Here is a 23,074-nt window from a genome sequence, read left to right as displayed (position 1 = left end):
CCGGCGTGCGGCGTCCGGCGTCGACATCGACCCACTGTCAGGCGGCGAGTGGCGGATCAGGCCCGACAGGAGGTACGACCCGCTGGGTCGGTGCATCGCCGGCCGCCGGGCCATCTCCCGGTGAGAGCGGGCCGTGCTCGTTGCGGGTCGCCGGAACGTCGGGGGTCCAGGCGTCGTCGGGGGGTGTGCGGAATCGTTCGGGGTGGTGGTAGTGGTTGATCCGGTTTTGTCCGGTGTCCAGGTGTGGTGGTGGGTGCCATTCGGTGTCGTGGTGTTCGTTCATGGTGGTGGTCCAGCCGTCTGGGCCGACCATCCGGTTGTCGGGTCCACAGGCCAGGCTCATGTCGTTGACGTTGGTGTGGCCGCCGTCGTTCCAGTCGGCGACGGTGTGGTGTACCTGGGTGCCGTAGGCGGGGACGGGGCAGCTGGGCTTGGTGCAGCCGCCGTCTCGCAGGATGATCGCCAGCCTTTGCGCCACGGAGGCGGTGCGGCGGGCCCGGTAGAAGTCCAGCACCTGACCGGTGGCGTCGTCGAAGACCCCCAGGTAGTTGGTCGCATTGTGTTCGGCGGCCATCTTGACGACGTCGGTGACGGGCATGAACGTGCCGCCGCCGGTGGTGGCGGTGCCCGTCATCGTCATCAGATCGGCCAAGGTGGTGCGGATCAGGATCGAGGTCGGCACCCCGTTGAGGTGGCCCAGTTCCCCCTTGCTCAGGGCGTGGCGGGCGATGAACTCCATCGCGTCGTGTTGCCGTTGAGCCAGGGTGCGGTCATCGGCGTCGATCTGGGCTTGGCTCGGGATACCCGAGAAGCAGGGCTGCTCGTCGGCGGGGTTGCACATGCCGGGGGCGGCGAACTTCGCGAACAGCACTTCCCACACCGCGCGGTGAGCCGGGGTCATCGTGGCGGTGAACTCGGTCATGGTGTCGTGGCGTTGGGGCCCGAGGCGGGCGCCGCGTCGGCGTTGGCGTTCCTCGTCGTTGGGGGGCTGACCGTCCTGATCGAGGAGGAACAAGGTCTGGTCGATCTGATCCTTCAAAGCCTTGGGTCCGTCCCCGACGCCGTGGCGTACCCAGTCCACCTCGATCTGCTCGCGTTCGGAGGGCTGCACCCAGCCCGGGATCTTGGCCATGCCCTTGCAGAGGATGTCCACGTGCTCGTGGGTGAGGAACCCCATCCGTTGGGCCACCGCGACCGCGTCGAGGGTCGGCGCCAGAGGTTCACCGGTGATCGAGCGGCGCGGGCCGAGTTGGGCGGCGTGGGTGAGACGCCGCCCGGCTTCGCTGCCCGACAGGCGCCACCGGATCGCCAGCACGTCGCGCCAGGACTTCGCGCCCATCTCCGTGGGCGTGCTCTGCTGCTGCAGCTGAGCCAGCGCCCGGTGGCGATGCGCCGCGGTGCGGCACTCGGATTCCTCCAGGGCATCGAGCAGCGTCACCGTCTCGCGCGCACTCAACGCATCGAAGTCGAGTGCGTCGAGTTCATCGTGGACCGCGCGCAGCGCCGCCACTGCGGCGAGCACGCGGTCCGTGGACATGAATCGAACATACATTCGACCACCGACAACCAGTCGTCAGCCCTGTTAGCCGAAGTGGACGCCCTGGGCGAGCGGCAGCTCCGAGCTGTAGTTGACGGTGTTGGTGGCCCGTCGCATGTAGGCCTTCCAGGAGTCGGACCCGGACTCCCGGCCGCCGCCGGTCTGCTTCTCGCCGCCGAACGCGCCACCGATCTCGGCGCCCGACGTGCCGATGTTGACGTTGGCGATACCGCAGTCCGAACCGTCGGCCGCCATGAACCGCTCGGCCTCCCGCATGTCGGTGGTGAAGATCGCCGATGAAAGACCTTGCGGTACGGCGTTGTTCAGCTCGATGGCTTCCTCGAGCGTGTCGTAGGTCAGCACGTACAGGATGGGTGCGAACGTCTCGTCGTGGACGACGGCGGTCTGCGACGGCATGCGGACCACGGCGGGTTCGACGTAGAAGGCCCCTTCGCCGGCGTCGCTCCCGACGTCGCGGCGCTCGCCACCGACCACGTCACCGCCGTCGGCGCGGGCCTTGTCCAGCGCACCCACCATGTCGCGGTAGGACCGCTCGTGGATGAGGGGCCCGACGAGGGTTCCGTCGGCAGCGGGATCACCGATCGGCAGGCTGCGGTAGGCGGCGGTGATGCGCTCGATCAGGGTGTCGACGACCGAGCTGTGCGCGATCACGCGGCGCAGTGTCGTGCAGCGTTGCCCCGCGGTGCCCGCCGCCGAGAACACGATGCCGCGCACTGCGAGATCGAGATCCGCCGACGGCGCGACGATGGCGGCATTGTTTCCACCCAGTTCCAGCAGCGACTTGCCGAACCGCTGCGCCACCCGCGGCCCGACCTGCTGACCCATCCGCACCGAGCCGGTCGCACTGACCAGCGCGACGCGTGGATCGTCGACCAGTTGCTCACCGATCTCCCTGCCGCCCTGGACGAGTCGGCTCAGGTTGGCTGGTGCGCCAACGTCGGTCGCGGCGCGCTCGATCAGCGCCTGGCAGGCGATGGCGGTCAACGGGGTGAGCTCCGACGGCTTCCAGACCACGGTGTCACCGCAGACGAGCGCGACCGCGGTGTTCCACGCCCACACCGCAACCGGGAAGTTGAAGGCGGTGATGACGCCGACCACGCCGAGCGGATGCCACGTCTCCATCAGCCGGTGACCCGGGCGTTCCGACGCGATGGTGCGCCCGTACAGCTGCCGCGAGAGACCCACGGCGAACTGGCAGATGTCGATCATCTCCTGCACCTCGCCGAGCGCCTCGGAGGTGATCTTGCCTGCCTCGATGGTCACCAGCGTGCCCAGCTCGGCCTTGTGTTCGATGAGGAGCTCGCCCAGCCGTGCGATCAGTGCGCCGCGCACGGGTGCGGGGGTCACCCGCCACGTGGCGAAAGCCGCTGCGGCATCGGCGATCGCGGAATTGGTTTCGGCCACCGTGGTCTCGGTGACGGTGAACAGGATGTCGCCGGTGATCGGGGTGCTGGCCTGCAGGCCGTGCCCACCCGGTTCGCCCAGTTCGATCGCGGAGCCGACGGCCTTGAGTGCCGCGCGGGCCCGGTCGCGAAGTTCGTCGGCGGTCGGAAGGAGGTTCGTCACGATGCTGCTGCTTTCTCGTAGAGGTCGTACGGGTCGTGGACGTGATGGTCGATGACGCCGGCCAGCCAATCGGCGCCGTAGCCGGACTGATCCGGGGCGTCGACCGCCACGGTGTCGGTGTCGAGGTTGGAGCGGAAGATACCCGCGGCGGAGATGGGCAGGAAGTCTTCGTAGACAAGGGGTTTCGTGGGATCGCCACCTCGGTAGTAGGCCAGTCCCGCGGCGGCCAGCTCGGCGTGGGTGGCGGGGAAGTAGGTACCCCACGGCTGGTGGCCTGCGATGGCGGCGTCGTAGCGGTCGCGGCCCCTGGGGGTCAGCGCCACGCCTCTGGCCTCCACCTCGCCGAACCGCACCCGTAGGCTGCCCTCGGTCACGGCGCCCTCGGTGTCGCGGAACAGGCGTGGCTCGGCCAGGGCCCGAAAGGACGTCTGGCGCAACAGCACATCGGGTCCGTCCCAGCGCGGCGGTCCCTGAATGCGGCCGGTCATCGCGATCCCGCGGTCCTCCATCCGCCGGTAGAGCTCATCGATGTCCACGACCCGTGGCGTCAGGTGGTTGACGTGCGTAGTGCGTACGCCGGCGATGTCGGCGGCAACCGCCGACACCCGCGTCAGCTCGGAGTACCACGCGGCGTCGATCGGCGCGCGGGACAGGGCGAACGCCGACACTGCGCGAGCCACGAACGCATCGGCGTCACTCGCCCGGCAGCCTCCATTGACCGCGATGATGCGGGCGTCGGCGATCAGCGTCGGATCGAACAGCTCACGCTCGGTGAGGAACCGGTCGATCCGCGCGCGCAGATCAGGATCGAAGAACCGGATGTCGGCGCTGGCGAGGATGGAGGTGAAGACGCGAAAGGGATTCTGCGCCAACTCGTCCGGGTCGACGGGGCGGAAGGCGGTGGATACCACCGGGACGGGGGAGGCGGCGCCGCGCAGATCGTAGTAGCCCACGGGGTGCATGCCGAAGGCGGCGAAGAGATCGGCCACGTGGGCCAGTTCGCTCGGGCTGCCGACCCGGATCGCGCCGTGACGTTCGGCGGTGATCCGTTCGAGCGAGCCGAGTGCGGCGTCTCCCGCGTGGTCGCGGTTGATCTCGGTGCAGACGTCCACCAGCGTGGTGTACGCCAATACCTCGGCGCCGTACATCCGGGACAGGGCGGCCGCGAACCGCGTCCGCAGCTCGCAGGTGGAGACGGTCATCTGGTGGCCCCCCTGCGATAGTCTCCGGCCATGGCCGACGCCCCCGAGGAGCTCGACGAGATCGACCGGACGTTGGTCCGCGAATTGGTCGCCGACGGCCGCACCACGCTGGCCCACCTGGCCGCGAGCGCGGGGCTGTCGGTATCGGCGGTGCAGTCGCGTGTGCGACGGCTAGAGACCCGCGGCGTCGTGATGGGATACCGCGCGCGAATCGACCCCGAGGCCGTCGGGAACATGCTGTCGGCGTTCGTCTCCATCACCCCTATCGATCCGTCTCAACCCGATGATGCGCCCGCCCGACTGGAACACATCGACGCCATCGAGTCATGTCACTCGGTGGCGGGGGACGAGAGCTACGTTCTCCTGGTGCGTGTGCGTTCGGCGCGCGCGCTCGAAGACCTGCTGCAGCAGATCCGAACGGCCGCGAACGTCCGCACCAGAAGCACGATCATCCTACAGACGTTTTACGAAGGACGCGACTACATACCGTAGATAATCCTGCCTGACGGCGTGCAAAGCGGAAATATTCCGTTACGATGACCGCATGACAGCCGTTCTGCCTTCGCGCTCCCTGACGCCCGGTTCGCACGTGGCACCCGACGACGTTCGTGACGTGCTCAGCCGCAGCATCCTCGCCGACGGACTCGACTTCGTCCTCGACGTCGACCGATCCGCCGGCTCGTTCCTGGTCGATGCCCGCACCGGCGAGCGCTATCTCGACATGTTCACGTTCTTTGCCTCGTCCGCTCTCGGCATGAACCACCCGGCGCTCGCCGACGATGAGGAGTTCCGCGCTGAGTTGGCGGCCGCAGCCGTGAACAAGCCGAGCAACTCCGACGTCTACAGCGTCCCGATGGCCCGGTTCGTCGAGACGTTCGCTCGCGTGCTCGGCGACGCCGACCTGCCGCACCTGTTCTTCGTCGACGGCGGGGCGCTTGCCGTCGAGAACGCCCTCAAGGTCGCATTCGACTGGAAGAGCCGGTTCAACGAGGCACGGGGCATCGACCCGGCGCTGGGGACGAAGGTGCTGCATCTGCAAGGCGCATTCCACGGCCGCAGCGGGTACACGTTGTCGCTGACCAACACCGATCCGAACAAGGTCGCGCGGTTCCCGAAGTTCGACTGGCCGCGCATCGACGCGCCGTTTACCCGCCCCGGCCTCGACGATGAAGCCATGGACGAACTGGAGGCCGAGTCGCTGCGGCAGGCGCGTGCCGCGTTCGAGGCCAGCCCGCACGATATCGCCTGCTTCATCGCGGAGCCGATTCAAGGTGAGGGCGGCGACCGCCACTTCCGTGGTGAGTTCTTCGCCGCGATGCGTGACCTGTGCGACGAGTACGACGCCCTGCTGATCTTCGACGAGGTGCAGACAGGCTGCGGAATGACCGGAACCCCTTGGGCCTATCAGCAATTGGGTGTCACGCCCGACGTCGTCGCCTTCGGCAAGAAGACCCAGGTGTGCGGCGTGATGGCTGGCCGACGCGTCGACGATGTGGCCGACAACGTGTTCGCCGTCAGCTCGCGCATCAACTCGACGTGGGGCGGCAACCTGACCGACATGGTCCGGTCGCGGCGCATCCTGGAGACCATCGAAGGCGATGAACTCCTCGGGCGCGTCACCAAACTGGGGCGTCATCTGCTCAGCCGTCTGCAGGATCTGACCGCCGAGTTCCCCGGGCTGGTCGTCGATCCCCGCGGCCGCGGCCTGATGTGCGCGTTCAGCATGCCTACGGCGACTCAGCGCGACGAGTTGATCGCCAAGTTGTGGGACCGTCGGGTGATCATGCTGGCCAGCGGTCCGGACAGCGTGCGATTCCGGCCTGCGCTCACGGCGTCGCGCGACGAGATCGATGCCGCGGTGGATGCCGTGCGGTCGGTGCTCGCCGACCTCTGAGCCCCGTTCCTCCCGCGAGCATTGCTCCTATGTCAAGCGGCGGCGGTTTGGGTTGGGTGGTTTCGTGATTGTTCGTCGGCTTGTAGGCGGTTGTAGACGATTCGAGCTAGGCGTCGTTTGAGGCAGCGTAGGGCTTCTTTGGGGGAGTCGCCGTCGGCGAGTCGTTTGAGGTAGTAGGTGTGTCCAGGGTTGCCGACGATGCGTATTTGGGTGAGGGCGATGCGGTAGAGGGCGGCGTTGAGTTGCCGGTTGCCCGAGCGATTCAGACGAACCCGACCGGTGGTGTTGCCCGACCAGACCGGGATGGGTGCCGTCCCGCTGTGACAAGCGAAGGCGGCCTCGCTCTTGAAGCGGGTGATTCCTGCGGTCTCGCCCACGATCTTGGCTGCGGTCAGATCGCCGCAGCCGGGCAGTGCGAGCAGTGTGGGGGCCGCCGCGTGGACGGCCTGGCCGATGCGGGTGGTGAGCGCGGCGATCATGTCGGTGAGTCGGATGATGTCGCCGAGTTCGTCGTTGGCCAGTTCAGCGAGGAGCCCGTCGATGGTGGCCAGCCAGGCGGCCACGGCGATCTGAGTCTTGGCCCGATCTAGGGAGGCCTTCTTCGGCGCCTGAGTGGGGTCGAGTTCGTGGATGCGGCCCAGCAGCCGGTTGATCGTCGAAGTGCGTTGCGCCACCAAGTCTTCCCGCCGATCCACCAGCAACTTCAGCTCGCGTGACACCTCGTCGTGGGCTGCGACGGGAAGATCGGGATGGCGCAACACGGCGTGGGCCACCGCCAAGGCGTCGATGGGATCGGATTTGCCCCGGGTACGGGCGCTGGCCCGCTGCAGTGCCATCAACTTCGGCGCCACCCGCACTACCTTCTGACCCGCCGAGAGCAGATCACGCTCTAAGCGTGCCGAGAGGTTGCGGCAATCTTCAACACCCCAGAGCAGGTCATCACCAAAGGTGGTCTTGGCCCACGCCAACGCCGCCAGATGTCCCTCAGAGGTCGCCTTGACGACTTTGTCTCCTACTTTGCGGCCATGTTCGTCGACGGCGACGAAGGTGTGGGTGCGCTTGTGTACGTCGGTTCCAACGACGACCATGGGCAGTGCCTTCTTTCATCTAGTGGATGGGTAGAAGGTTGGGCCGGCCGGCGGACACATCTCAGTGGGGGCGATGCCACGCTCCTATCAAGTCACGCCGGTCGGTCCTTCCCACCTGATGCCGGCACAATGCTCGATAGCCGACCCCGAGCAGGACGGCAGTGCGTGTCGGAGCCAAACACCAGGTGAGAAGAACTCAACCACCGCACCAGCGGCGACCACGAGAATGACACTGAGTGCGTGTCTGCGGGCGACACGCCGATCGATTTCCGGAGTTTGCGCACGCTCGCCGCGGTTGGGTCGGCTATCTAACCGGGTCCGGTGCCACCAGTCGGCGAATGGTCGACCTGAGCCGGGTGAGGTCGTTGCCGCCGACGAGGACACAACCGTGCCGCTCGGCGAGTTTGCGCGCGGCGGGGGTGAAGTCGTGGTTGGTTACGACCATGGTGTGCGCGCAGTCGTGCATCACCGCACCGGCCACGACCTCTTGGACGGCGCCCGCTCCCACCGGACGTGACTGTCGTTTGCACTGAATGGCAAGGCGATTCGGCCGGCGACCGACGATGAGGTCGACGCCGAAGTCGCCCGTCACCGCAGTCATGATCACCGAAGTTCCGCTCGACTTGGCGATGCGTGCGACGTGGTCCTCGAATTCGACACCCGACATCGCCTGCTTGGCCCCGGCAGGATCCTCGCGTGCGCCGGGGGTGCGGGCACCACGTAGCACGCCCACCAAGAAAGCGGGCAGCGCAGGGGCGAGCACCGCGACCGCCACGCTCCACGGCACGCCGAGGCCGGCCACGTACGCCCAGACTCCCGCCGCGACCGCCACGACGACATAGGCCTTCCACACGAGGCGAATGTTAGGCGGTCGGACCGACAATCCCGTGGCGCGAGCGTGCGCAAACTCCGAAAATCGATCGGCGTGTCGCCCGCAGACACGCACGCTCGCGCAAGACAGGGACCGGTCAGGTGTCGAGGGCTCGCCACACGCGGGCCGGTGTCATCGGCAGGCGGCGCAACCGCGCGCCGCAGGCCCGCGCGATGGCATTGGCGAGGGCCGGAGCCACCGGGTTGTACGGCGACTCGCTCATGGACTTCGCCCCGAAGGGACCGAGGACGTCGTAGGTATCGGCGAAGTAGACCTCCGTCGGAGGAAGGTCGGCGAGCTGCGGAATGTGGTAATTGCGCAGCTCTTTGGTGGTGACGGCGCCGTCGGGGCCCGTCAGCATCTCCTCGAAGAGCGCGCTGCCGATGCCCTGGGCGACACCGCCCTCGACCTGGCCGCGGCACTGCTCGGGATTCATCACCACGCCGGCGTCCGCGGCCTGCACCGACTGCAGGATCCGCACCTCACCCGTCTCGACATTGACCGCGACGCGAAACCCCTGCACGTTGAAGGCCACCGACCGTGGCGTGCCGTCGTGCCGACCGCGGCCGACGAGAGGGCGGGCGTCCGGCGTCTGGGCGATCGCGTCACGGAGCTCGCGACACGCCGCCAGGACCGCGATGCCGGCCACCACGGTGCCCGCGGAACCGAACGCACCGGTATCGTATTCCGTTGCGTCGGTGTCGGATTGGCGGATCCGCACCCGTCCGGGTTCGATGCCCAGTTCGGACGCCACGATCTGGGTGTGCACGGTCGAGGTTCCGTTGCCGAACTCGGCCGTGCCGACGGACAGCGTGAAGTCCCCGTCGGCGTCGCGCGAGATCGACGCATCCGCGAAGTGGCCGCGCGGGGGGATGGTGGCGATCATGGCAAGGGCCATACCCTCGCCGACCCGCCACTGGGCACCGTCCGGCGCGACCGTCCCCTCGCCCGCCGACAACGCGTTCTGCACCAGGTCGAGGCACTGGTCGAGGCCGTAGCTGCCGTAGGTCAGGTCATCGTCGGCGACGTGGGCGTCGGTGAACGGGTCCCCGGGGACGACGACGTTGCGGCGTCGAAGCTCGAACGGGTCGATACCCAACCGCTCGGCCAACTGATCCATCGCCGACTCGACGGCGAAGATCACCTGCCCGAGACCGTAGCCGCGGAAGGCGCCCGATGGAATGTTGTTGGTGTACACCGATTGAGCGTCGACGCGCTTGTTCGCACAGCGGTACACCGAGATCGACTCGCCGCACCCGTGGAACATCACGCCGGGGCTGTGGTTGCCGTACGCCCCCGCATTCATCACGACGTCGACGGCCAGTGCGGTCAGCACGCCATCGGGCCCGGCGGCGACGGTGGCATCGATGCGCGCGGGGTGCCGGCATGGGGCGCTGACGAACTCATCGGAGCGGCTGTACTCGTAGCGCACCGGCTGGCCAAGTCGCAGGACCGACAACGCGACGAGGTCCTCGGTCAGCATCTCCTGCTTGCCGCCGAAGCCACCGCCGACCCGGCGCGTGAACACGTGGACGTCCGATCGATCGAGGCCGAAGACGTGGCAGAGCTCGTCGCGCACCAGGAAGGGCACCTGTGAGCTGGTGCGAATCACCAAGCGTCCCTTGCCGTCCCGCCATCCCGTGCAACCGTGTGTCTCGAGGTGCACATGCTGGACGCGCTGGGTGTTCCATCGCCCGCTCACGACTGCTCCACCGGATGCCTGCGCCTCGCGCAGCCCGGCCTCGATGTCGCCGACGCCGCCGTGCAGCTCGGCGACGAGATTGCGCGACACGTCGGCGATGCGTGCCTCGCCCGTCTTGCCTGCATGTACCAGCGGGGCTCCTGCGGCCAGCGCCGCCTCGGGGTCGAACACCGCCGGCAGCTCTTCGTACTCGACGTGGATTGCCCGACAGGCGCTCTCGGCGATGGCGAGGGTGTCGGCGACGACGGCGGCGACACGTTGCCCGACGAATCGCACGGTGGCGTCGAGGACGAATGAGTCGTCGGGGTCGTCGGCTCGGTCGTCGTGGCGTGCCGTCGAGAAGGCGACCGGTGGGCTGTCGCGATGGGTCAGCACCAGGTGCACGCCGGGAAGCCGCTCGGCCGCCGTCGTATCGATCGCGACGATCCTGGCATGGGGGAGCGGGCTGCGGAGCACCGCGAGGTGGAGCAGGCCGTCGACGTCGTGGTCCATCGTGTACTGCTCGGTGCCGGTGGCGATCCGCATACCCGCCGGGGCGCCAACGGAATCGCCTGCACCGCCTGACTTCTTGGTGTTGACCGCACCCGCGAGCGCATCGGTGATCGCACGGTAACCGGTGCACCGGCACAGGCTTCCCTTGAGATGCTCGGGGAGTTCGGCCAGTTGCGGGGGTGTCAGCGCGGAGGCGGTGGTGATCATCCCGGCCGTACAGAATCCGCACTGAAAGCCGGCGGCGTCGACGAAGCGTCGTTGCAGGGGATGCGGATCGTCTGGCGTCCCCAGACCCGAGACCGTGGTGATCTCGTGCCCGGTGGCACGGAACGCGGGGTACACGCACGAGTGCACGGGCGCCCCGTCGACCAGCACCGAGCACGCGCCGCAGTCGCCCGAGTCGCAGCCCTTCTTCACCTCGAAGTGGCCATGCTCGCGAAGATAGCTGCGCAGACACTGACCTGGCCGCGGATCATCCTGCTGCGCTTCGCCATTGACGCTGATCGTCATCGCAACTCCGCGACGATCTGCTCGGCCAGCAGCAGGCTCATCGCACGTCGCCAGTCGGGATCGCCATGCGGGTCCCTGGTCCAGGCGTCGTCGGGAATGCCCTCGTGTGCCCGTCGCACCGCGTCCACGTCGGCCGCGGCCAGCTGGAAGACGAACGGCCGCACGGTCGCTGCGGTGATCGACAGCGTGAACTCGCCCGCCGAGTCCACGCGGCCAATGACGACGACGCCGGAGCGGCCCCGCGATGAGGGCGCCAGCTTGCGGTAGGCGGTGCGACCCGTCAGCGCCGCAGCCGGAAGGCGCACGGAGCGAAGGACCTCGCCGCTGGCCAATGCATTGGTCGAATCGCCGGTGACGAACTCGGTGATCGGCATCCGGTAGTCGTCCCCGTCGGCCCGCCAGATGACGACTTCCCCGGCCAGCGCAGCCGCCAGGGAGATCATCGCACCGGCGGGAAACGACAAGCACACGTTGCCGCCGACGGTGGCGGTGTGCAGGATCTTGAACGACGCGAGCAGCGCGCTGGCGCACTGCCGGAAGAGGGGCGCGGCCAGCCATTGCGGCCTGACGGTCGGAAGCCGGGCCGACAGAGCGGACGCCTGCTCCAGCGTGCACGTCGCCGCCAGCTCGACGCCGTCGTCGTTCACGGTGATCGGTGACCAGCCCAGCCCGGCGAGATCGACCAGTCGGCGGGTCTGGACCTGGGGCTCGGAGAACAACCACGTCCCCCCGCCCATGACGGCATCAGAGGGGCCCAGAGGCCAAAGTTCATCGCGTCGACGCGGGGTAGTGACCGCCTCGACCGTATTGAGGTCCACCGATCGACGGTAGTCAACGTGGGCGCGGCGCGCATGCGCAGGAAATGCACTCCGATACCATCTGCAACCGGCGGGTTGCACCAGATGGTCCTCATGTGCAACTCTGTAGTTGCATTTGATCCCTACGAGGAAAGCAGACTCTCATGGCAGCACTCGACATCACCCGCAGCATCGACATCGCCGCGCCGCTCGACGCGGTGTGGCGGGCGCTGACGGAGCCCGAGCTCATCGCCCAATGGTTCGGCGACACCGCCGAATTCGACGCGACCCCCGGCGCCTCCGGGGCGTTTGGTTGGCGCGACCATGGCGGAGCGTTCCGGATCGTCGTCGAACAGGTCGACAGGCCGAAGACGCTCGTCTACCGGTGGGCGCGCGAGTTCGGCGTGGACCCGATGCCCGGCAATTCGACGCTGGTGCGATTCGACCTCACCGCGACCGACAACGGCACACGCCTGGACCTGCTCGAGACCGGCTTCGAGGAGCTCGCTGATCCGCACGGTGCGCAGGCCGGCAACGTCGGGGGCTGGAAGGCGGAACTCGGCGAGCTGGTGGAGTTCGTCGAATCGCGATGACCGAGCGCATGACGGACGTCCCCGCGGTGCTGGCCGTCATCGCCGACGAAACCCGCTGGCGCATCCTGTCCGAGATCGGCAGTGCCGACATGTCGGCCAGTGCACTCGCTGGTCGCCTGCCCGTCAGTCGACAGGCGATCGCCAAACACCTGACCGCGCTTGCCGATGCGGGACTCGTCGAGCCCGTGCGGGCCGGCCGCGAGGTTCGTTACCGGGCGATCGGTGGGCGCTTGAGCGCGCTGGCCGTCGAACTGGACGCGATCGGTCGTAGCTGGGATCGACGTCTCGCCGCCATCAAGCGGATCGCCGAGGCGTCCGACTGACCACCCCGTGCCAACGCCAACGACGAAGGCCCGACCGGATCAACCGGTCGGGCCTTCGTCGGGTGTCGTATCCGAGCTACTCCGCTGCCTTCTGGCGAGCCTCGGCGGCTGAGGCGCTACCGCGGGCGGCTTCGGCTTCGGCTTCCTTCTTCGCGACGTCGCGCTCAGCCTCTGCCTTGTCCTGCTGGGCCTTGCCCTCTTCCTTGAGGCCGTCGCGATCGGTCACCGTGCCGGCGACCTCCTTCGCCTTGCCCTTGACGTCTTCGACGACGCCCTTGATTCCTGCTTCTGGTCCACTGTCGCTCATCGACTGCCCTTCGCTAATGGCGCGGCCGGGCACCGCACACCCCAAATGTGCCCGTCGACGGTGCCTACTAAACGGGCGCGCCGCTGCCGCATCCGGTCACCGCTCAATTGCGTTGTTTTCGGCCCGATTTGGCGCGGGTCGGTGACCGAGACGGTCGTCACCCTTGTTTTAGCTCAGGGTCGCCTGGGCATCCCCCGTCACGAATGTTGATGCCGAGACGAGCGGGAGATGCCCACCATTAGCGCGAGGAAGCCAGCGACGCCCCTGGTCGTTTGCTCCGACACGGCAGCGACTGTCGATCGGAGTGCTAGTGGTTAGCTGGAAGCCTGCTGGGGGTAATCTCGCCATGAGGTCACTTGGAGGGCGCGTGTCAGACGGTCAGAACGACCACGACGGAGGGCATCGGAGCCCCCGATCCGTGGAGGTGCGAGTCGCGGCGAAGCTGGAGAATCTGGCCGTGTTGCGCACCGTCGTGGGCGCCGTCGGGACATACGAAGATCTCGACTTCGACAGTGTCGCCGACCTCCGGCTGGCGGTGGACGAGGCGTGCACCCGGCTGATCAGGTCGGCCACTCCCGACGCGACCCTGGTCCTCGTCGTGCATCCCATGGAAGAGCAACTCGTCGTCGACGTGTCGACCGCGTGCTCCTCGCCCGACATCGTCGTCCCAGGTAGCTTCAGCTGGCACGTCCTGAGTTCCCTGACGGACGAAGTCAGCACCTTCCAGAATGGGCATGGGAGCGAGGACGCGCAGGTCTTCGGCATTTCCATGACGACGAGACGAGCGAGCTCGCTGCGGTGACGGCGTCGTCCTCTCGGGGTTCGTCGTCACGATCGAACTCTGAATACGCGGACGTGGTCGTCATGTTCCGCGCGCTGCAGGAGCTGCCGCAGGGTTCCCCCAAGTTCACCCGGCAACGCGACTCGATCGTGGAACGTTGTCTGCCGCTCGCCGACCACATCGCGCGCCGCTTCGATGGCCGCGGCGAGCCTCGCGACGATCTGGTCCAGGTGGCGCGGGTCGGTCTGGTCAACGCCGTCATCCGCTTCGACGTGGACGCCGGCTCGGACTTCGTGTCGTTCGCCGTACCAACCATCATGGGCGAGGTTCGGCGGCACTTCCGCGACAACAGCTGGTCGGTGAAGGTGCCGCGCCGGCTGAAGGAGTTGCACCTGCGACTCGGGGCGGCGACGGCCGAGTTGTCGCAGAAGCTGGGCCGTGCGCCGACCCCGTCGGAGCTCGCAGCCGAACTCGAGATGGACCGCGAGGAGATCGTCGAAGGTCTGGTGGCGGGCAGTTCGTACAACACCTTGTCGATCGACGGTGCCGGCGGCGGGACCGAGGAGGCGCCGGCCATCGCCGACACCCTCGGTGACGTCGACCTCAACCTGGACCAGATCGAGAATCGCGAGTCGCTACGGCCGCTGCTGGCCAGCCTCCCCGAACGGGAGCGTCAGGTACTCCTGCTGCGCTTCTTCGAGTCGATGACCCAGACACAGATCGCCGAACGGGTGGGTATCTCGCAGATGCACGTATCCCGGCTGCTGGCGAAATCGCTTGCCCGGCTGCGCGACCAACTCGAGTAGGGGTCAGGCCAGCCAGCCCCGGTAGACGTCCCAGGCGGCGCCCGCCGCGGGGGCGTCGTCGCGCGTGACCGTGGCCTGGATCAGGCCGTAGGGACGGTCGTCGGCATGGAACACCTCCTTGTCGTTGGCCAGGCCGAACGGCGACAGGTCGTATACGAAGTGGTGCTTGTTGGGGGCGGCCAGTCGCACCTCGGCGATGAACGGGTACGCCTCGAGCACGGCCTTGCCCATCTCGAACAGGGTCTGCTGCAGGGCGAGTGACTGAACGATCGCGAACTGCTTGACCAGTAGCGCCTTGACCCCCGCGAAGGTTGGCTCCCAGTCGACGTCGGTGGTGGTGAACCGCCACTGGGCGACGAGCGATGTCGCCATCACCCGGTCCGTCGTGGGTTCCAGGACGGTGTACGGATCGCTCAGGAACCCGCTGAACTCCGACCCGGTGGACTTGAGGATCACCATGTCCTTGAGCCCGCCGACGACCCATTCGCCGCCGGCGTCGACCGTGACGGCGGCGGTGCGGACCTCCTGGCCCTTGCGAATCCACGTGTGATCGTGCTCGGCGCCGTCGACGACCGCACGCTCCCAGGCGAATTCCTCGATCTCGATGCGGGCGCCGTCGACCGGCTCGACGTCGTCGACGAAGTGGTGGGCCAGCGCCAAGCCGTAGTCCTCGATCGAGAGCACGCCCTTCTCCTTGGCGTAGGCGTAGGCCGTCTGCTTCTGCGAGTCGGTGGGTAGCACGTCGGACTGATCACCCGTCAGGTAGGCGGCACTGAAATCGCCTCGTAGACAAGTAGATACGTTGATGTCGTGAATCTCGTGGCGCGGGGTGTCGCGATAGATCCTGACGACGCGGTTCTCCGCCTTGCCGTACTGATTCTCGCCCAGGATGATCTTGGACACCGCTCAACTCCCTCGATAGGTGGAATAGGCATACGGCGAGAGCAGCACCGGGACGTGGTAATGGCTCGCCGCGTCGGTGATGTCGAACGCAATGATCACTTCCGGGTAGAACGTGGGCACGTCCAGCGTTGCGAAATAGCTTCCCGTGTCGAAGTGCAGGCGGTACACCCCGGCGGGCAGGTCATCGCCCAGAGCGGCGATACGGCCGTCGTCGTCGGTGGTCGCGGTGACCAGCGGCGCGCCGGTGGCGTCAGTCAGGGTGACGGCGATACCCGGGGCGGGCGTGCCGGTCCTGGCGTCGAGAACGTGGGTGGACAGACTCATGCCAGCAGCCTATGCAGGCGTAACCGGTTGATCTTGGCCAACTCACGGCGCATCACCCGGCGTTCGGTCTCGGCGTCGTTGTGCAGACGCTCGGTCAGGACGTCCAGTAACTCCTCGGCGGAGCGGCCGCTGGCGCACACCAGGTAGACGTAGCCGAACTTCTCGTCGTACTCGGCATTCTTCGCGGCGAGTGCGGCCTTCACGGAGTCCGCGGCGGTGGCCACCGCAGCCTGCTCGCGTGCCGAGGAGGCGTTGTCCACCGTGGCGCCGATCCGTGGATGACCGTCCAGGGCGGCGTCGATCTCCGTGTCGGGAAGCTCGGCGAGCACCCGGTCGGCGCGGTTCAGCAACGCGTCCACGTCGCGGAACGGCCCCCCGGCGAGCAGGCGTTGGGCCCAGACGGTCGACGCGCACACGCCGAACAGCATGGTCATCCGTTGGCGGTCACTCAGACGGTTGAAGCCGTCCAACCCCGGAGCTCCCTGCGTAGGCACTATTGCACCTTGGTGACCGGGGCGGACATCCGTCAAGAATCGACCAGGTCGATGATGTTCGCATGTCGAGGATGCGATCGATTGCGGGCGTGGTGTTGGCCGCGGGGGCAGGATCCCGCTACGGCATGCCGAAAGTCCTTGCAGACGAGGGTGAATGGCTGCGCAGGTCGGTCGCGGCGCTCACCGACGGCGGGTGTGACGACGTCGTGGTGGTGCTCGGTGCCGCCGTGGTCGACGTACCTCGGCCCGCCCGCGCGGTCCTGGCCGAGGACTGGGCCACGGGGATGAGTGCCTCACTGCGCGCCGGGCTGGCGGCGGCCGGTACCGCCGACGTGGTCATCCTGCAGCTGGTCGACACTCCGGACGTCGGGGCCGACGTCGTCGCCCGCGTCGTGGCTGCGGTGGTGACGTCGACGTCGGGTCTGGCCCGTGCCGTTTACGCCGGCCGGCCCGGTCATCCCGTCGCGATCGCCCGGAGACACTGGGCAGACCTCGCGGCGACGTCGACCGGTGACGAGGGTGCGCGCACGTTCTTGGCGGAGCGGGAGGACGTGATCGGCGTCGAGTGCAGTGACCTCGCGAGCGGCGGGGACGTCGACGTAGGTTGAGTCGCATGTCGCCTGCGGCGTGATATACACCTACTACGCGCGGCTGGGGAGATCTCGCGGACGGTGGTCGGCACTCGGCCGCCGGGGGGACGGCGCCCCGTGCGCCACGAGTGGACGAGGAATCGGCCATGGGAACGAAGAAGACCATCGTGTTGATCGATGACCTCGACGGCACGCCGGCGGACGAAACCATCGAATTCGGCCTAGACGGCCAGCTGTACTCGATCGAGTTGTCCTCGGACAACGCCGAAGCCCTGCGTCGCACCGTGAGAGCCTGGGCGGACCGCGGGCGACGGGTGGGAGGTCCGCGGCGGCGTCACCTTGCAAGCGTCGACCCGTGGCGTGAGCACGTCAGCGGTCAAGAGGGTTTCGTGATCCGAGAGTGGTGCAAAGACAACGGCTTTCGCGTCGGCAAGCGGGGACCCCTGCCCTTCGGCGCGGTGGACGCCTACCGGTCGGCCAACGCCGGGAGCTAGAGCAGTCCGAGCGCGGCGACCGCCGCGCGTTCCGAGGCGAGCTCGGCCACCGACGCGTCGATGCGGGCGCGCGAGAACGCGTTGACGTCGAGGCCCTCCACGATCTGCCAGGCACCCCCGACCGCGCGTACGGGCAGCGACGCGACGACGCCCTCGGGGATGCCGTACACGCCTGGTGAAGGCAGCGCCACCGACGTCCACTCGCCGGCGTCCGTGCCGTCCACCCAGTCGCGGACGTGGTCGATGGCGGCGTTGGCGGCCGAGGCGGCCGACGACGTGCCGCGCGCCTCGATGATGGCCGTGCCCCGCTTGGCCACGGTGGGGATGAAGTCCGTCGTCAGCCAAGCGGAGTCGGCGGCGTACTCGGAGCCTGGCCGGCCGCCGACGTCGGCATGGAAGATGTCGGGGTACATGGTCGGGGAGTGGTTGCCCCACACCGTCACCCGCGAGACGTCGGTGACGTGCACGCCGGCGTGGGCAGCCAGGGCACCGACGGCACGGTTGTGGTCCAGACGCGTCAGCGCGGTGAATCGCTCCGCCGGGATGTCGGGCGCGTGGGCAGACGCGACGAGGGCATTGGTGTTGGCGGGATTGCCGACCACCACGATGCGCACGTCGGACGACGCGCCCGCGTTGAGCGCCGTCCCGGCATCGGCGAAGATCGCGGCGTTGGCTGCCAGCAGGTCGGCGCGTTCCATCCCCTTGCTCCGAGGCTTGGCGCCCACCAGCAGCGCGACGTCGACACCGTCGAACGCCCGGACCGGGTCGTCGTGGATCTCCACTCCAGCGAGCAGATCGAAGGCGCTGTCCACGAGTTCCATCACCACGCCCTCGGCTGCACGAAGCGCCGACGGCAGCTCGAGCAGTCGCAGCGTCACGGGGACGCCGGGGCCGAGCAGTGCGCCCGCGCCGATGCGGAACAGTGCGGCATAGCCGATCTGGCCGGCGGCGCCGGTCACAGTGACGACCTTCGGGCGGGCGGAGCTGGGTGGGAGGTGACTCGGGCGGGCGGAGCTGGGTGGGAGGTGACTCGGGCGGGCGGAGCTGGGTGGGAGGTGACTCGAGCGGGTCACGTGTGCACGCGGATGTTGAGGATCTCCGAGGCATAACGCCGGACGGTGTCCTCGGACATGGCCGCCGCATCCTCGTGCCCCGGTCGCGCCCGGCTCTGCATGAAGCCCGACTTTGGGTCCAGCGTGATCTCGGCGAGTAGTTCACCGGTGGACGGTTCGCAGACGGCCCACGTGTACAGCGTGTCGTCCGCCCAGCCGTCCTCGGAGTCGTGGACGTGGTCGAGGTCGGTTTCACCCAGATCGGCGAGGGCGGGCCGGTCGTCGACGCGTTCGTCGTAGCGCAGTCCGCGCAGGTACCACGTTCCGTTGTTGATCTCGACAGGTTCCATGGCGGTCAGCCGTCGAGTGGCCACCTGGTGCACGCAATTCGCGAATGCGCGTGCAACAACTGGCCGCTCGGCAGTGTTCAGTCCTTGATCTCGGCGAGGACGGTGCCCTGGGTGACTGCCGCACCCGCTTCGACGGCGAGCCCCGTGATGGTGCCGTCCTTGTGAGCCGTCACGGGATTCTCCATCTTCATGGCCTCGAGGACGGCGATGAGGTCGCCCGTGGCCACCTGCTGACCCTCCTCGACGGCCACCTTGACCACGGTGCCCTGCATCGGTGCGGTGACCGCGTCACCCGACGCCGCGGCGCCGGCTTGCGCCCCACGCTTTCGCGGCTTGGGCTTCTTGCGCGTCACGCCCGGTCCGGTGGCGCCACCGCCGCCGATCGCGAGATCGCCCGGCAGGGATACCTCGACGCGGCGTCCGCCGACCTCGACGACGACCTTCTGCCGGGGCAGGGTGTCCTCCTCGTCGAGAGGTGCACCTGCGGTGAACGGCTCGACGGTGTTGTCCCACTCCGTCTCGATCCAGCGGGTGTGGACGGTGAAGCCGTCGTCGTCGCCGATGAAGGCCGGGTCGGACACTACGGCGCGGTGGAACGGGATGACGGTCGCGAGGCCCTCCACGTGGAACTCGGCGAGCGCGCGGCGCGATCGGTCCAGGGCCTCCGCGCGGGTGGCGCCGGTGACGATCAGCTTGGCCAGCATCGAGTCGAACTGGCCACCGATCACGGAGCCGGACTCGACGCCGGAGTCGAGCCGCACACCCGGACCGGTCGGCGGCTCGAATTTGGTGACGGGGCCCGGAGCCGGCAGGAAGCCGCGACCGGCGTCCTCACCGTTGATGCGGAACTCGAACGAGTGACCGCGCGGGGTCGGATCCTCGGTGATGTCGAGGGCATCGCCGTTGGCGATCCGGAACTGCTGGCGCACCAGGTCGATACCCGAGGTCTCCTCGGTGACCGGATGTTCGACCTGCAGCCGGGTGTTGACCTCGAGGAAGGAGATCAGCCCGTCCTGGCCGACGAGGTACTCGACGGTGCCCGCGCCGTAGTAGCCGGCCTCCTTGCAGATGCGCTTGGCGGACTCGTGGATCTCCTTGCGCTGCGCGTCGGTGAGGAATGGCGCAGGCGCCTCCTCCACCAGCTTCTGGAAGCGGCGCTGCAACGAGCAGTCGCGGGTGCCCGCGACGACGACGTTGCCGTGCGTGTCGGCGATGACCTGCGCCTCGACGTGGCGTGGCTTGTCCAGGTAGCGCTCGACGAAGCACTCGCCGCGGCCGAACGCGGACACGGCCTCCCGGGTCGCCGAATCGAACAGCTCGGGAATCTCCTCGATCGTGCGGGCCACCTTCATGCCGCGGCCGCCGCCGCCGAAGGCCGCCTTGATCGCGATCGGCACGCCGTACTCCTTGGCGAAGGCCACGATCTCGTCGGCGTCCTTGACGGGCTCGGGCGTCCCGGGCACCAGCGGCGCGTCGGCCTTGGCCGCGATGTGGCGGGCGGTCACCTTGTCACCGAGGTCGCGGATCGACTGCGGGCTGGGTCCGATCCAGATCAGCCCGGCGTCGATGACGGCCTGGGCGAAATCCGCGTTCTCGGAAAGGAATCCGTAGCCGGGGTGGACGGCGTTGGCGCCGGACTTCTCGGCGGCCCCGAGCAGCTTGGCGAAGTCGAGGTAGGACTCCGCAGAGGTCTGGCCACCCAGGGCGAAGGCCTCGTCGGCGAGCCGGACGTGTGGAGCGTCGGCATCGGGATCGGCGTACACGGCCACGCTGGCCAGCCCTGCGTCCTTGGCGGCCCGGATCACCCGGACGGCGATCTCGCCACGATTGGCGACGAGCACCTTGGAGATCTTCGAGCTGGCGTGACTTGGCACTGCGCCTCCTGATGGCATGTCTCTAAGAAACCTCTTTAAGAATGTATCGGAGGCAGTTTAAGCGGCCGCGCCGAGTACCACGTCGAGCGGTGTCCGTTACTCGTCAGTAGGTTTCACTGGCGCTCATCGGTTTTCGCGGAGCCGCCGTTTGATTCGGGTCAACATGGCCGACATCCCGCGCAGCCGCAGGGGACTGATCAAGGTGGCCAGGCCGAGGTCCGAGTAGAAGTCGTCGGGCACGGCGAGGATCTCGTCGGCCGAGTGGTCATCGAGCCCGGCGGCCAGAATGGCCGCGAAACCGCGCGTGGTCGGCGCCTCCGCCGGTGCGCTGAAGTAGAGCCGCACGTGCTCCCGGTCCACGGCGTCGACGTGCAGGAACAATGGCGATTGGCACTCGGGGACGGGTTCCATCGCGGCCTGCTCGAGATCGGCCGGGATGGGGGGCAGGTCGTTCGCGAACTCCAACAGGAGCTGCAGCTTGTCCTGGCCCTGCATCTCGGCGAAGTCCGACACCACCTCGGCCAGCGCGGCCGGCATGGCACTCACGAGGACCCGGGCGCCTCGCCGGGCTCTTCGCCGACGGCGACGGGGACGCGCACCGCGTTACCCCACTCGGTCCAGGAGCCGTCGTAGTTGCGCACCCCCTCCTTGCCCAGCAAGTGGGTCAGCACGAACCAGGTGTGACTCGAGCGTTCGCCGATGCGGCAGTACACGATCGTCTGGTCGTCCGGCTCCAGGAAGCCGTACAGCTCGTCGAGCTCGGCCCGGCTGCGGAACTGACCACTGTCCAGCGCGGCCTTCGCCCACGGGATCGACTTCGCCGTCGGGATGTGGCCACCGCGCAGGGCGCCCTCCTCGGGATAGTCCGGCATGTGGGTGCGTTCGCCGGTGTACTCCAGCGGCGACCGGACGTCGATCAGCGGCTGGGTTCCCAGGCCACCCAGCACGTCGTCCTTGTAGGCGCGGATCGGGGCGTCGTCACGCTCGACGACCGGGTAACCCGTCGTCTGCCGCGACGGCACGTCGAGGGTGGTGTCGCGGCCGTTGGAGACCCACAGGTCGCGGCCACCGTCGAGCAGCCGGACGTCGGGGTGGCCGAACAGGGTGAACACCCAGAGCGCGTAGGCGGCCCACCAGTTGCTCTTGTCGCCGTAGATGACGACCGTGTCATCCCTGCCAATGCCCTTGCGGTCCATCAGCGCTGCGAACTGAGCCCCGTCGATGTAATCGCGGACGCGGGCGTCGTTGAGGTCGGTGTGCCAGTCGATCTTCACGGCCCCGGGGATGTGCCCGGTGTCGTAGAGCAGGACGTCCTCGTCGGACTCCACGATGGCCAGCCCGGGGCGGCCCAGGTTGCCCGCCAGCCAGTCGGCGGTGACCAATCGTTCAGGGTGGGCGTAGTCGGCCAGGGACGGTGACGGGTCTGCAGGTAACGACACGATGCGAGCCTACCGGCTCGACCCACGCGGGTTGGGCCCTGACCGGGTTGGCTTCAATCGGTGACGGGGTTGGCTTCCCAGAGCGCCGCGAGCGTCAGGCCCAACCGCTCGAACAAGGTTCGCATCAGGGGCAACCCGATGCCGATCACCGCCGAGGGATCACCGTCGACACCGTCGACGAACCAGCCGCCGAGTCCATCGAGGGTGAATCCGCCCGCGACGGAGGTGGGTTCACCACTGCGGGCATATGCCTCGACGTCGCCGTCCGACGGGCGACCGAACCGCACGGTGGTCACCGCATGCTCCGCGGCCCTGGCCTCGATCCGCCCGTCGCGCAGACGAATGACGCTGTGGCCGCTGTACAGCTCACCCGACGTGCCGGCCATCGCCCGCCAACCCGCGATCGCGGCGGCTTCGGTAGCAGGCTTGCCCCACAGGCGCCCGGCGCGGTAGAGCATCGAATCACAGCCGATGACAATGCAATCCGCGCTCACTCCACCGTCGAGCGTGTGGACGACGGCTTCGGCCTTGGCGGCGGCGAGCGCAGTCGTCACGAGCTGCGGGCTGGCATCGGCCGGCAGAGACGCGGCCACGGCGTCCTCGTCCACGCCCGACACCATCACGAGTGGGTCGATGCCCGCCCCGCGCAGCACTCGCCTGCGGCCCGAGGAGGCAGACGCGAGGATCACGCGGGTCATCGCCGGATGTTCTTCGCGCAAGCGCTCATCATCGCCGCGTGTTCTTCGCGCAAGCGCTCATCATCGCCGGATGTGCGTGCGTTCCAACTGCGTCACCCGCTGCCAGCTCACGACCGAGTAGCGCAACTTGTCCACCGGATGACCCCACAGGTTGAGCTCCTGGGGTCCGGGTTCAGGGCTACCACCGCTGCTGCCTGCGAGCACCGTCACCAGCGCGGCGATGTCCGCGTCGCTGGGGTTGCCCTTGAGGATCCTGATCTCGGGTACCGACGTGTCGACCGGTGAGTCGATGGTCAGTTCGTCGGCGTTGGACACCTCGGTGATGTCGACGTCTCGTGACATGTGTGGTCCGTTCGTCGGGGGAGT

26 protein-coding genes are annotated in these 23,074 nt (G+C 68.1%); 8 read left to right on the top strand and 18 right to left on the bottom strand.

The features are described 5' to 3' along the window. Positions 1–37: 37 nt before the first annotated feature. The 3 genes from QUE68_RS22310 to hglS are packed head-to-tail and all read right to left on the bottom strand — an operon-like array spanning position 38 to position 4,326. The gene (locus QUE68_RS22310) at positions 38–1,552 is read right to left on the bottom strand and encodes a DUF222 domain-containing protein (RefSeq protein WP_455012402.1); all 1,515 of its coding nucleotides are present in this window, start codon (positions 1,550–1,552) and stop codon (positions 38–40) included. Positions 1,553–1,582: 30 nt separating this feature from the next. Then, on the bottom strand, positions 1,583–3,127 hold the full coding sequence (gene amaB, locus QUE68_RS22305; RefSeq protein WP_286275913.1) for an L-piperidine-6-carboxylate dehydrogenase: 1,545 nt from the start codon (positions 3,125–3,127) through the stop codon (positions 1,583–1,585). Then, positions 3,121–4,326, bottom strand: coding sequence for a 2-oxoadipate dioxygenase/decarboxylase (gene hglS / locus QUE68_RS22300; RefSeq protein ID WP_286274473.1), 1,206 nt, complete (start codon positions 4,324–4,326; stop codon positions 3,121–3,123). The genes amaB and hglS overlap by 7 nt, the downstream gene beginning before the upstream one ends. Positions 4,327–4,356: 30 nt before the next feature. On the opposite strand from hglS, the gene QUE68_RS22295 reads away from it, so the two are divergent. Continuing rightward, a complete protein-coding gene (locus QUE68_RS22295; RefSeq protein WP_284228451.1) occupies positions 4,357–4,818 on the top strand; it encodes an Lrp/AsnC family transcriptional regulator in 462 nt (153 codons plus the stop codon). A 52-nt stretch (positions 4,819–4,870) separates the two neighbouring features. Beyond that, positions 4,871–6,220 (top strand): L-lysine 6-transaminase, encoded by a 1,350-nt coding sequence (lat, locus tag QUE68_RS22290; protein WP_284228450.1) that lies wholly within the window; start codon positions 4,871–4,873, stop codon positions 6,218–6,220. Between the two features lie 32 nt (positions 6,221–6,252). Here lat and QUE68_RS22285 read toward each other — a convergent pair whose 3' ends face one another. The 4 genes from QUE68_RS22285 to QUE68_RS22270 all read right to left on the bottom strand — a co-directional run bounded on the left by QUE68_RS22285 (position 6,253) and on the right by QUE68_RS22270 (position 11,701). Next, positions 6,253–7,308, bottom strand: a complete 1,056-nt coding sequence (locus QUE68_RS22285) for an IS110 family RNA-guided transposase (protein ID WP_286274472.1) — start codon at positions 7,306–7,308, stop codon at positions 6,253–6,255. 304 nt (positions 7,309–7,612) lie between these two features. Beyond that, positions 7,613–8,170 carry a restriction endonuclease gene (locus tag QUE68_RS22280; protein ID WP_286275911.1) on the bottom strand — a complete coding sequence of 186 codons (558 nt, stop codon included), beginning with the start codon at positions 8,168–8,170 and terminating at the stop codon, positions 7,613–7,615. A 106-nt stretch (positions 8,171–8,276) separates the two neighbouring features. Then, on the bottom strand, positions 8,277–10,883 hold the full coding sequence (locus tag QUE68_RS22275) for a molybdopterin-dependent oxidoreductase (protein ID WP_286274471.1): 2,607 nt from the start codon (positions 10,881–10,883) through the stop codon (positions 8,277–8,279). Then, on the bottom strand, positions 10,880–11,701 hold the full coding sequence (locus QUE68_RS22270; RefSeq protein WP_284228449.1) for an FAD binding domain-containing protein: 822 nt from the start codon (positions 11,699–11,701) through the stop codon (positions 10,880–10,882). Before QUE68_RS22270 ends, QUE68_RS22275 begins: the two co-directional genes overlap by 4 nt. A gap of 143 nt (positions 11,702–11,844) precedes the next feature. Between QUE68_RS22270 and QUE68_RS22265 the strand changes: the two genes are divergently transcribed. Further along, complete coding sequence (locus QUE68_RS22265) at positions 11,845–12,273, top strand: SRPBCC family protein (RefSeq protein WP_284228448.1); 429 nt, start codon at positions 11,845–11,847, stop codon at positions 12,271–12,273. 8 nt (positions 12,274–12,281) lie between these two features. Then, complete coding sequence (locus tag QUE68_RS22260) at positions 12,282–12,596, top strand: ArsR/SmtB family transcription factor (protein ID WP_284228447.1); 315 nt, start codon at positions 12,282–12,284, stop codon at positions 12,594–12,596. A gap of 76 nt (positions 12,597–12,672) precedes the next feature. On the opposite strand, the gene mbp1 is transcribed toward QUE68_RS22260, so the two are convergent. Beyond that, positions 12,673–12,903, bottom strand: coding sequence for a microaggregate-binding protein 1 (mbp1, locus tag QUE68_RS22255; RefSeq protein ID WP_284228446.1), 231 nt, complete (start codon positions 12,901–12,903; stop codon positions 12,673–12,675). Positions 12,904–13,249: 346 nt separating this feature from the next. On the opposite strand from mbp1, the gene QUE68_RS22250 reads away from it, so the two are divergent. Both QUE68_RS22250 and QUE68_RS22245 read left to right on the top strand, forming a co-directional pair. Then, on the top strand, positions 13,250–13,705 hold the full coding sequence (locus QUE68_RS22250) for an ATP-binding protein (protein ID WP_284228445.1): 456 nt from the start codon (positions 13,250–13,252) through the stop codon (positions 13,703–13,705). Continuing rightward, positions 13,702–14,490: an RNA polymerase sigma factor SigF gene (locus QUE68_RS22245; RefSeq protein ID WP_284228444.1), complete on the top strand. Its 789-nt coding sequence runs from the start codon at positions 13,702–13,704 to the stop codon at positions 14,488–14,490. The genes QUE68_RS22250 and QUE68_RS22245 overlap by 4 nt, the downstream gene beginning before the upstream one ends. Before the next feature lie 3 nt (positions 14,491–14,493). On the opposite strand, the gene pucL is transcribed toward QUE68_RS22245, so the two are convergent. From pucL to uraD, 3 genes are read right to left on the bottom strand one after another with little or no spacing between them, the layout of a single operon-like run. Then, complete coding sequence (gene pucL, locus QUE68_RS22240; RefSeq protein ID WP_284228443.1) at positions 14,494–15,393, bottom strand: factor-independent urate hydroxylase; 900 nt, start codon at positions 15,391–15,393, stop codon at positions 14,494–14,496. 3 nt (positions 15,394–15,396) lie between these two features. Continuing rightward, a complete protein-coding gene (gene uraH, locus QUE68_RS22235; RefSeq protein WP_284228442.1) occupies positions 15,397–15,717 on the bottom strand; it encodes a hydroxyisourate hydrolase in 321 nt (106 codons plus the stop codon). Then, the gene (gene uraD, locus QUE68_RS22230) at positions 15,714–16,151 is read right to left on the bottom strand and encodes a 2-oxo-4-hydroxy-4-carboxy-5-ureidoimidazoline decarboxylase (protein WP_286275909.1); all 438 of its coding nucleotides are present in this window, start codon (positions 16,149–16,151) and stop codon (positions 15,714–15,716) included. Before uraD ends, uraH begins: the two co-directional genes overlap by 4 nt. Positions 16,152–16,273: 122 nt before the next feature. Between uraD and QUE68_RS22225 the strand changes: the two genes are divergently transcribed. Together QUE68_RS22225 and QUE68_RS22220 are read left to right on the top strand one after the other, a co-directional pair. Beyond that, positions 16,274–16,819 (top strand): nucleotidyltransferase family protein, encoded by a 546-nt coding sequence (locus QUE68_RS22225; protein WP_286274470.1) that lies wholly within the window; start codon positions 16,274–16,276, stop codon positions 16,817–16,819. A gap of 128 nt (positions 16,820–16,947) precedes the next feature. Beyond that, on the top strand, positions 16,948–17,295 hold the full coding sequence (locus QUE68_RS22220; RefSeq protein WP_286274469.1) for a histone-like nucleoid-structuring protein Lsr2: 348 nt from the start codon (positions 16,948–16,950) through the stop codon (positions 17,293–17,295). On the opposite strand, the gene QUE68_RS22215 is transcribed toward QUE68_RS22220, so the two are convergent. The 7 genes from QUE68_RS22215 to QUE68_RS22185 form a co-directional block, all read right to left on the bottom strand. Beyond that, on the bottom strand, positions 17,292–18,254 hold the full coding sequence (locus tag QUE68_RS22215) for a malate dehydrogenase (RefSeq protein ID WP_286274468.1): 963 nt from the start codon (positions 18,252–18,254) through the stop codon (positions 17,292–17,294). The two genes, QUE68_RS22220 and QUE68_RS22215, sit on opposite strands and share 4 nt — an antisense overlap. Before the next feature lie 110 nt (positions 18,255–18,364). Continuing rightward, positions 18,365–18,697: a hypothetical protein gene (locus QUE68_RS22210; protein ID WP_286275908.1), complete on the bottom strand. Its 333-nt coding sequence runs from the start codon at positions 18,695–18,697 to the stop codon at positions 18,365–18,367. 77 nt (positions 18,698–18,774) lie between these two features. Then, a complete protein-coding gene (locus tag QUE68_RS22205) occupies positions 18,775–20,571 on the bottom strand; it encodes an acetyl/propionyl/methylcrotonyl-CoA carboxylase subunit alpha (RefSeq protein ID WP_284228437.1) in 1,797 nt (598 codons plus the stop codon). Positions 20,572–20,694: 123 nt separating this feature from the next. Next, positions 20,695–21,108: a SufE family protein gene (locus tag QUE68_RS22200; RefSeq protein ID WP_284231226.1), complete on the bottom strand. Its 414-nt coding sequence runs from the start codon at positions 21,106–21,108 to the stop codon at positions 20,695–20,697. A 5-nt stretch (positions 21,109–21,113) separates the two neighbouring features. Continuing rightward, entirely contained in the window at positions 21,114–22,010 is an 897-nt protein-coding gene (locus QUE68_RS22195) for a sulfurtransferase (protein ID WP_286274466.1), read from the bottom strand. A 53-nt stretch (positions 22,011–22,063) separates the two neighbouring features. After that, entirely contained in the window at positions 22,064–22,708 is a 645-nt protein-coding gene (locus QUE68_RS22190; RefSeq protein WP_286274465.1) for a nucleoside triphosphate pyrophosphatase, read from the bottom strand. 60 nt (positions 22,709–22,768) lie between these two features. Next, a complete protein-coding gene (locus QUE68_RS22185) occupies positions 22,769–23,050 on the bottom strand; it encodes an acyl-CoA carboxylase subunit epsilon (RefSeq protein WP_286274464.1) in 282 nt (93 codons plus the stop codon). Positions 23,051–23,074 lie beyond the last annotated feature (24 nt).

This window comes from Mycolicibacterium sp. TUM20985 (genome assembly GCF_030295745.1).
Classification (GTDB): Bacteria; Actinomycetota; Actinomycetes; order Mycobacteriales; family Mycobacteriaceae; genus Mycobacterium.
This window is presented reverse-complemented; position numbering and strand designations above follow the sequence as displayed.

Excerpts from the sequence above, each read along its gene's own strand:
- QUE68_RS22310 (WP_455012402.1), bottom strand. The coding sequence starts at position 1,552 with ATGTATGTTCGATTCATGTCCACGGACCGCGTGCTCGCCGCAGTGGCG.
- hglS (WP_286274473.1), bottom strand. The coding sequence starts at position 4,326 with ATGACCGTCTCCACCTGCGAGCTGCGGACGCGGTTCGCGGCCGCCCTG.
- QUE68_RS22295 (WP_284228451.1), top strand. The coding sequence starts at position 4,357 with ATGGCCGACGCCCCCGAGGAGCTCGACGAGATCGACCGGACGTTGGTC.
- lat (WP_284228450.1), top strand. The coding sequence starts at position 4,871 with ATGACAGCCGTTCTGCCTTCGCGCTCCCTGACGCCCGGTTCGCACGTG.
- QUE68_RS22285 (WP_286274472.1), bottom strand. The coding sequence starts at position 7,308 with ATGGTCGTCGTTGGAACCGACGTACACAAGCGCACCCACACCTTCGTC.
- QUE68_RS22275 (WP_286274471.1), bottom strand. The coding sequence starts at position 10,883 with ATGACGATCAGCGTCAATGGCGAAGCGCAGCAGGATGATCCGCGGCCA.
- QUE68_RS22265 (WP_284228448.1), top strand. The coding sequence starts at position 11,845 with ATGGCAGCACTCGACATCACCCGCAGCATCGACATCGCCGCGCCGCTC.
- QUE68_RS22260 (WP_284228447.1), top strand. The coding sequence starts at position 12,282 with ATGACGGACGTCCCCGCGGTGCTGGCCGTCATCGCCGACGAAACCCGC.
- mbp1 (WP_284228446.1), bottom strand. The coding sequence starts at position 12,903 with ATGAGCGACAGTGGACCAGAAGCAGGAATCAAGGGCGTCGTCGAAGAC.
- QUE68_RS22250 (WP_284228445.1), top strand. The coding sequence starts at position 13,250 with ATGAGGTCACTTGGAGGGCGCGTGTCAGACGGTCAGAACGACCACGAC.
- uraH (WP_284228442.1), bottom strand. The coding sequence starts at position 15,717 with ATGAGTCTGTCCACCCACGTTCTCGACGCCAGGACCGGCACGCCCGCC.
- uraD (WP_286275909.1), bottom strand. The coding sequence starts at position 16,151 with ATGACCATGCTGTTCGGCGTGTGCGCGTCGACCGTCTGGGCCCAACGC.
- QUE68_RS22225 (WP_286274470.1), top strand. The coding sequence starts at position 16,274 with ATGTCGAGGATGCGATCGATTGCGGGCGTGGTGTTGGCCGCGGGGGCA.
- QUE68_RS22220 (WP_286274469.1), top strand. The coding sequence starts at position 16,948 with ATGGGAACGAAGAAGACCATCGTGTTGATCGATGACCTCGACGGCACG.
- QUE68_RS22210 (WP_286275908.1), bottom strand. The coding sequence starts at position 18,697 with ATGGAACCTGTCGAGATCAACAACGGAACGTGGTACCTGCGCGGACTG.
- QUE68_RS22200 (WP_284231226.1), bottom strand. The coding sequence starts at position 21,108 with ATGCCGGCCGCGCTGGCCGAGGTGGTGTCGGACTTCGCCGAGATGCAG.
- QUE68_RS22190 (WP_286274465.1), bottom strand. The coding sequence starts at position 22,708 with ATGACCCGCGTGATCCTCGCGTCTGCCTCCTCGGGCCGCAGGCGAGTG.
- QUE68_RS22185 (WP_286274464.1), bottom strand. The coding sequence starts at position 23,050 with ATGTCACGAGACGTCGACATCACCGAGGTGTCCAACGCCGACGAACTG.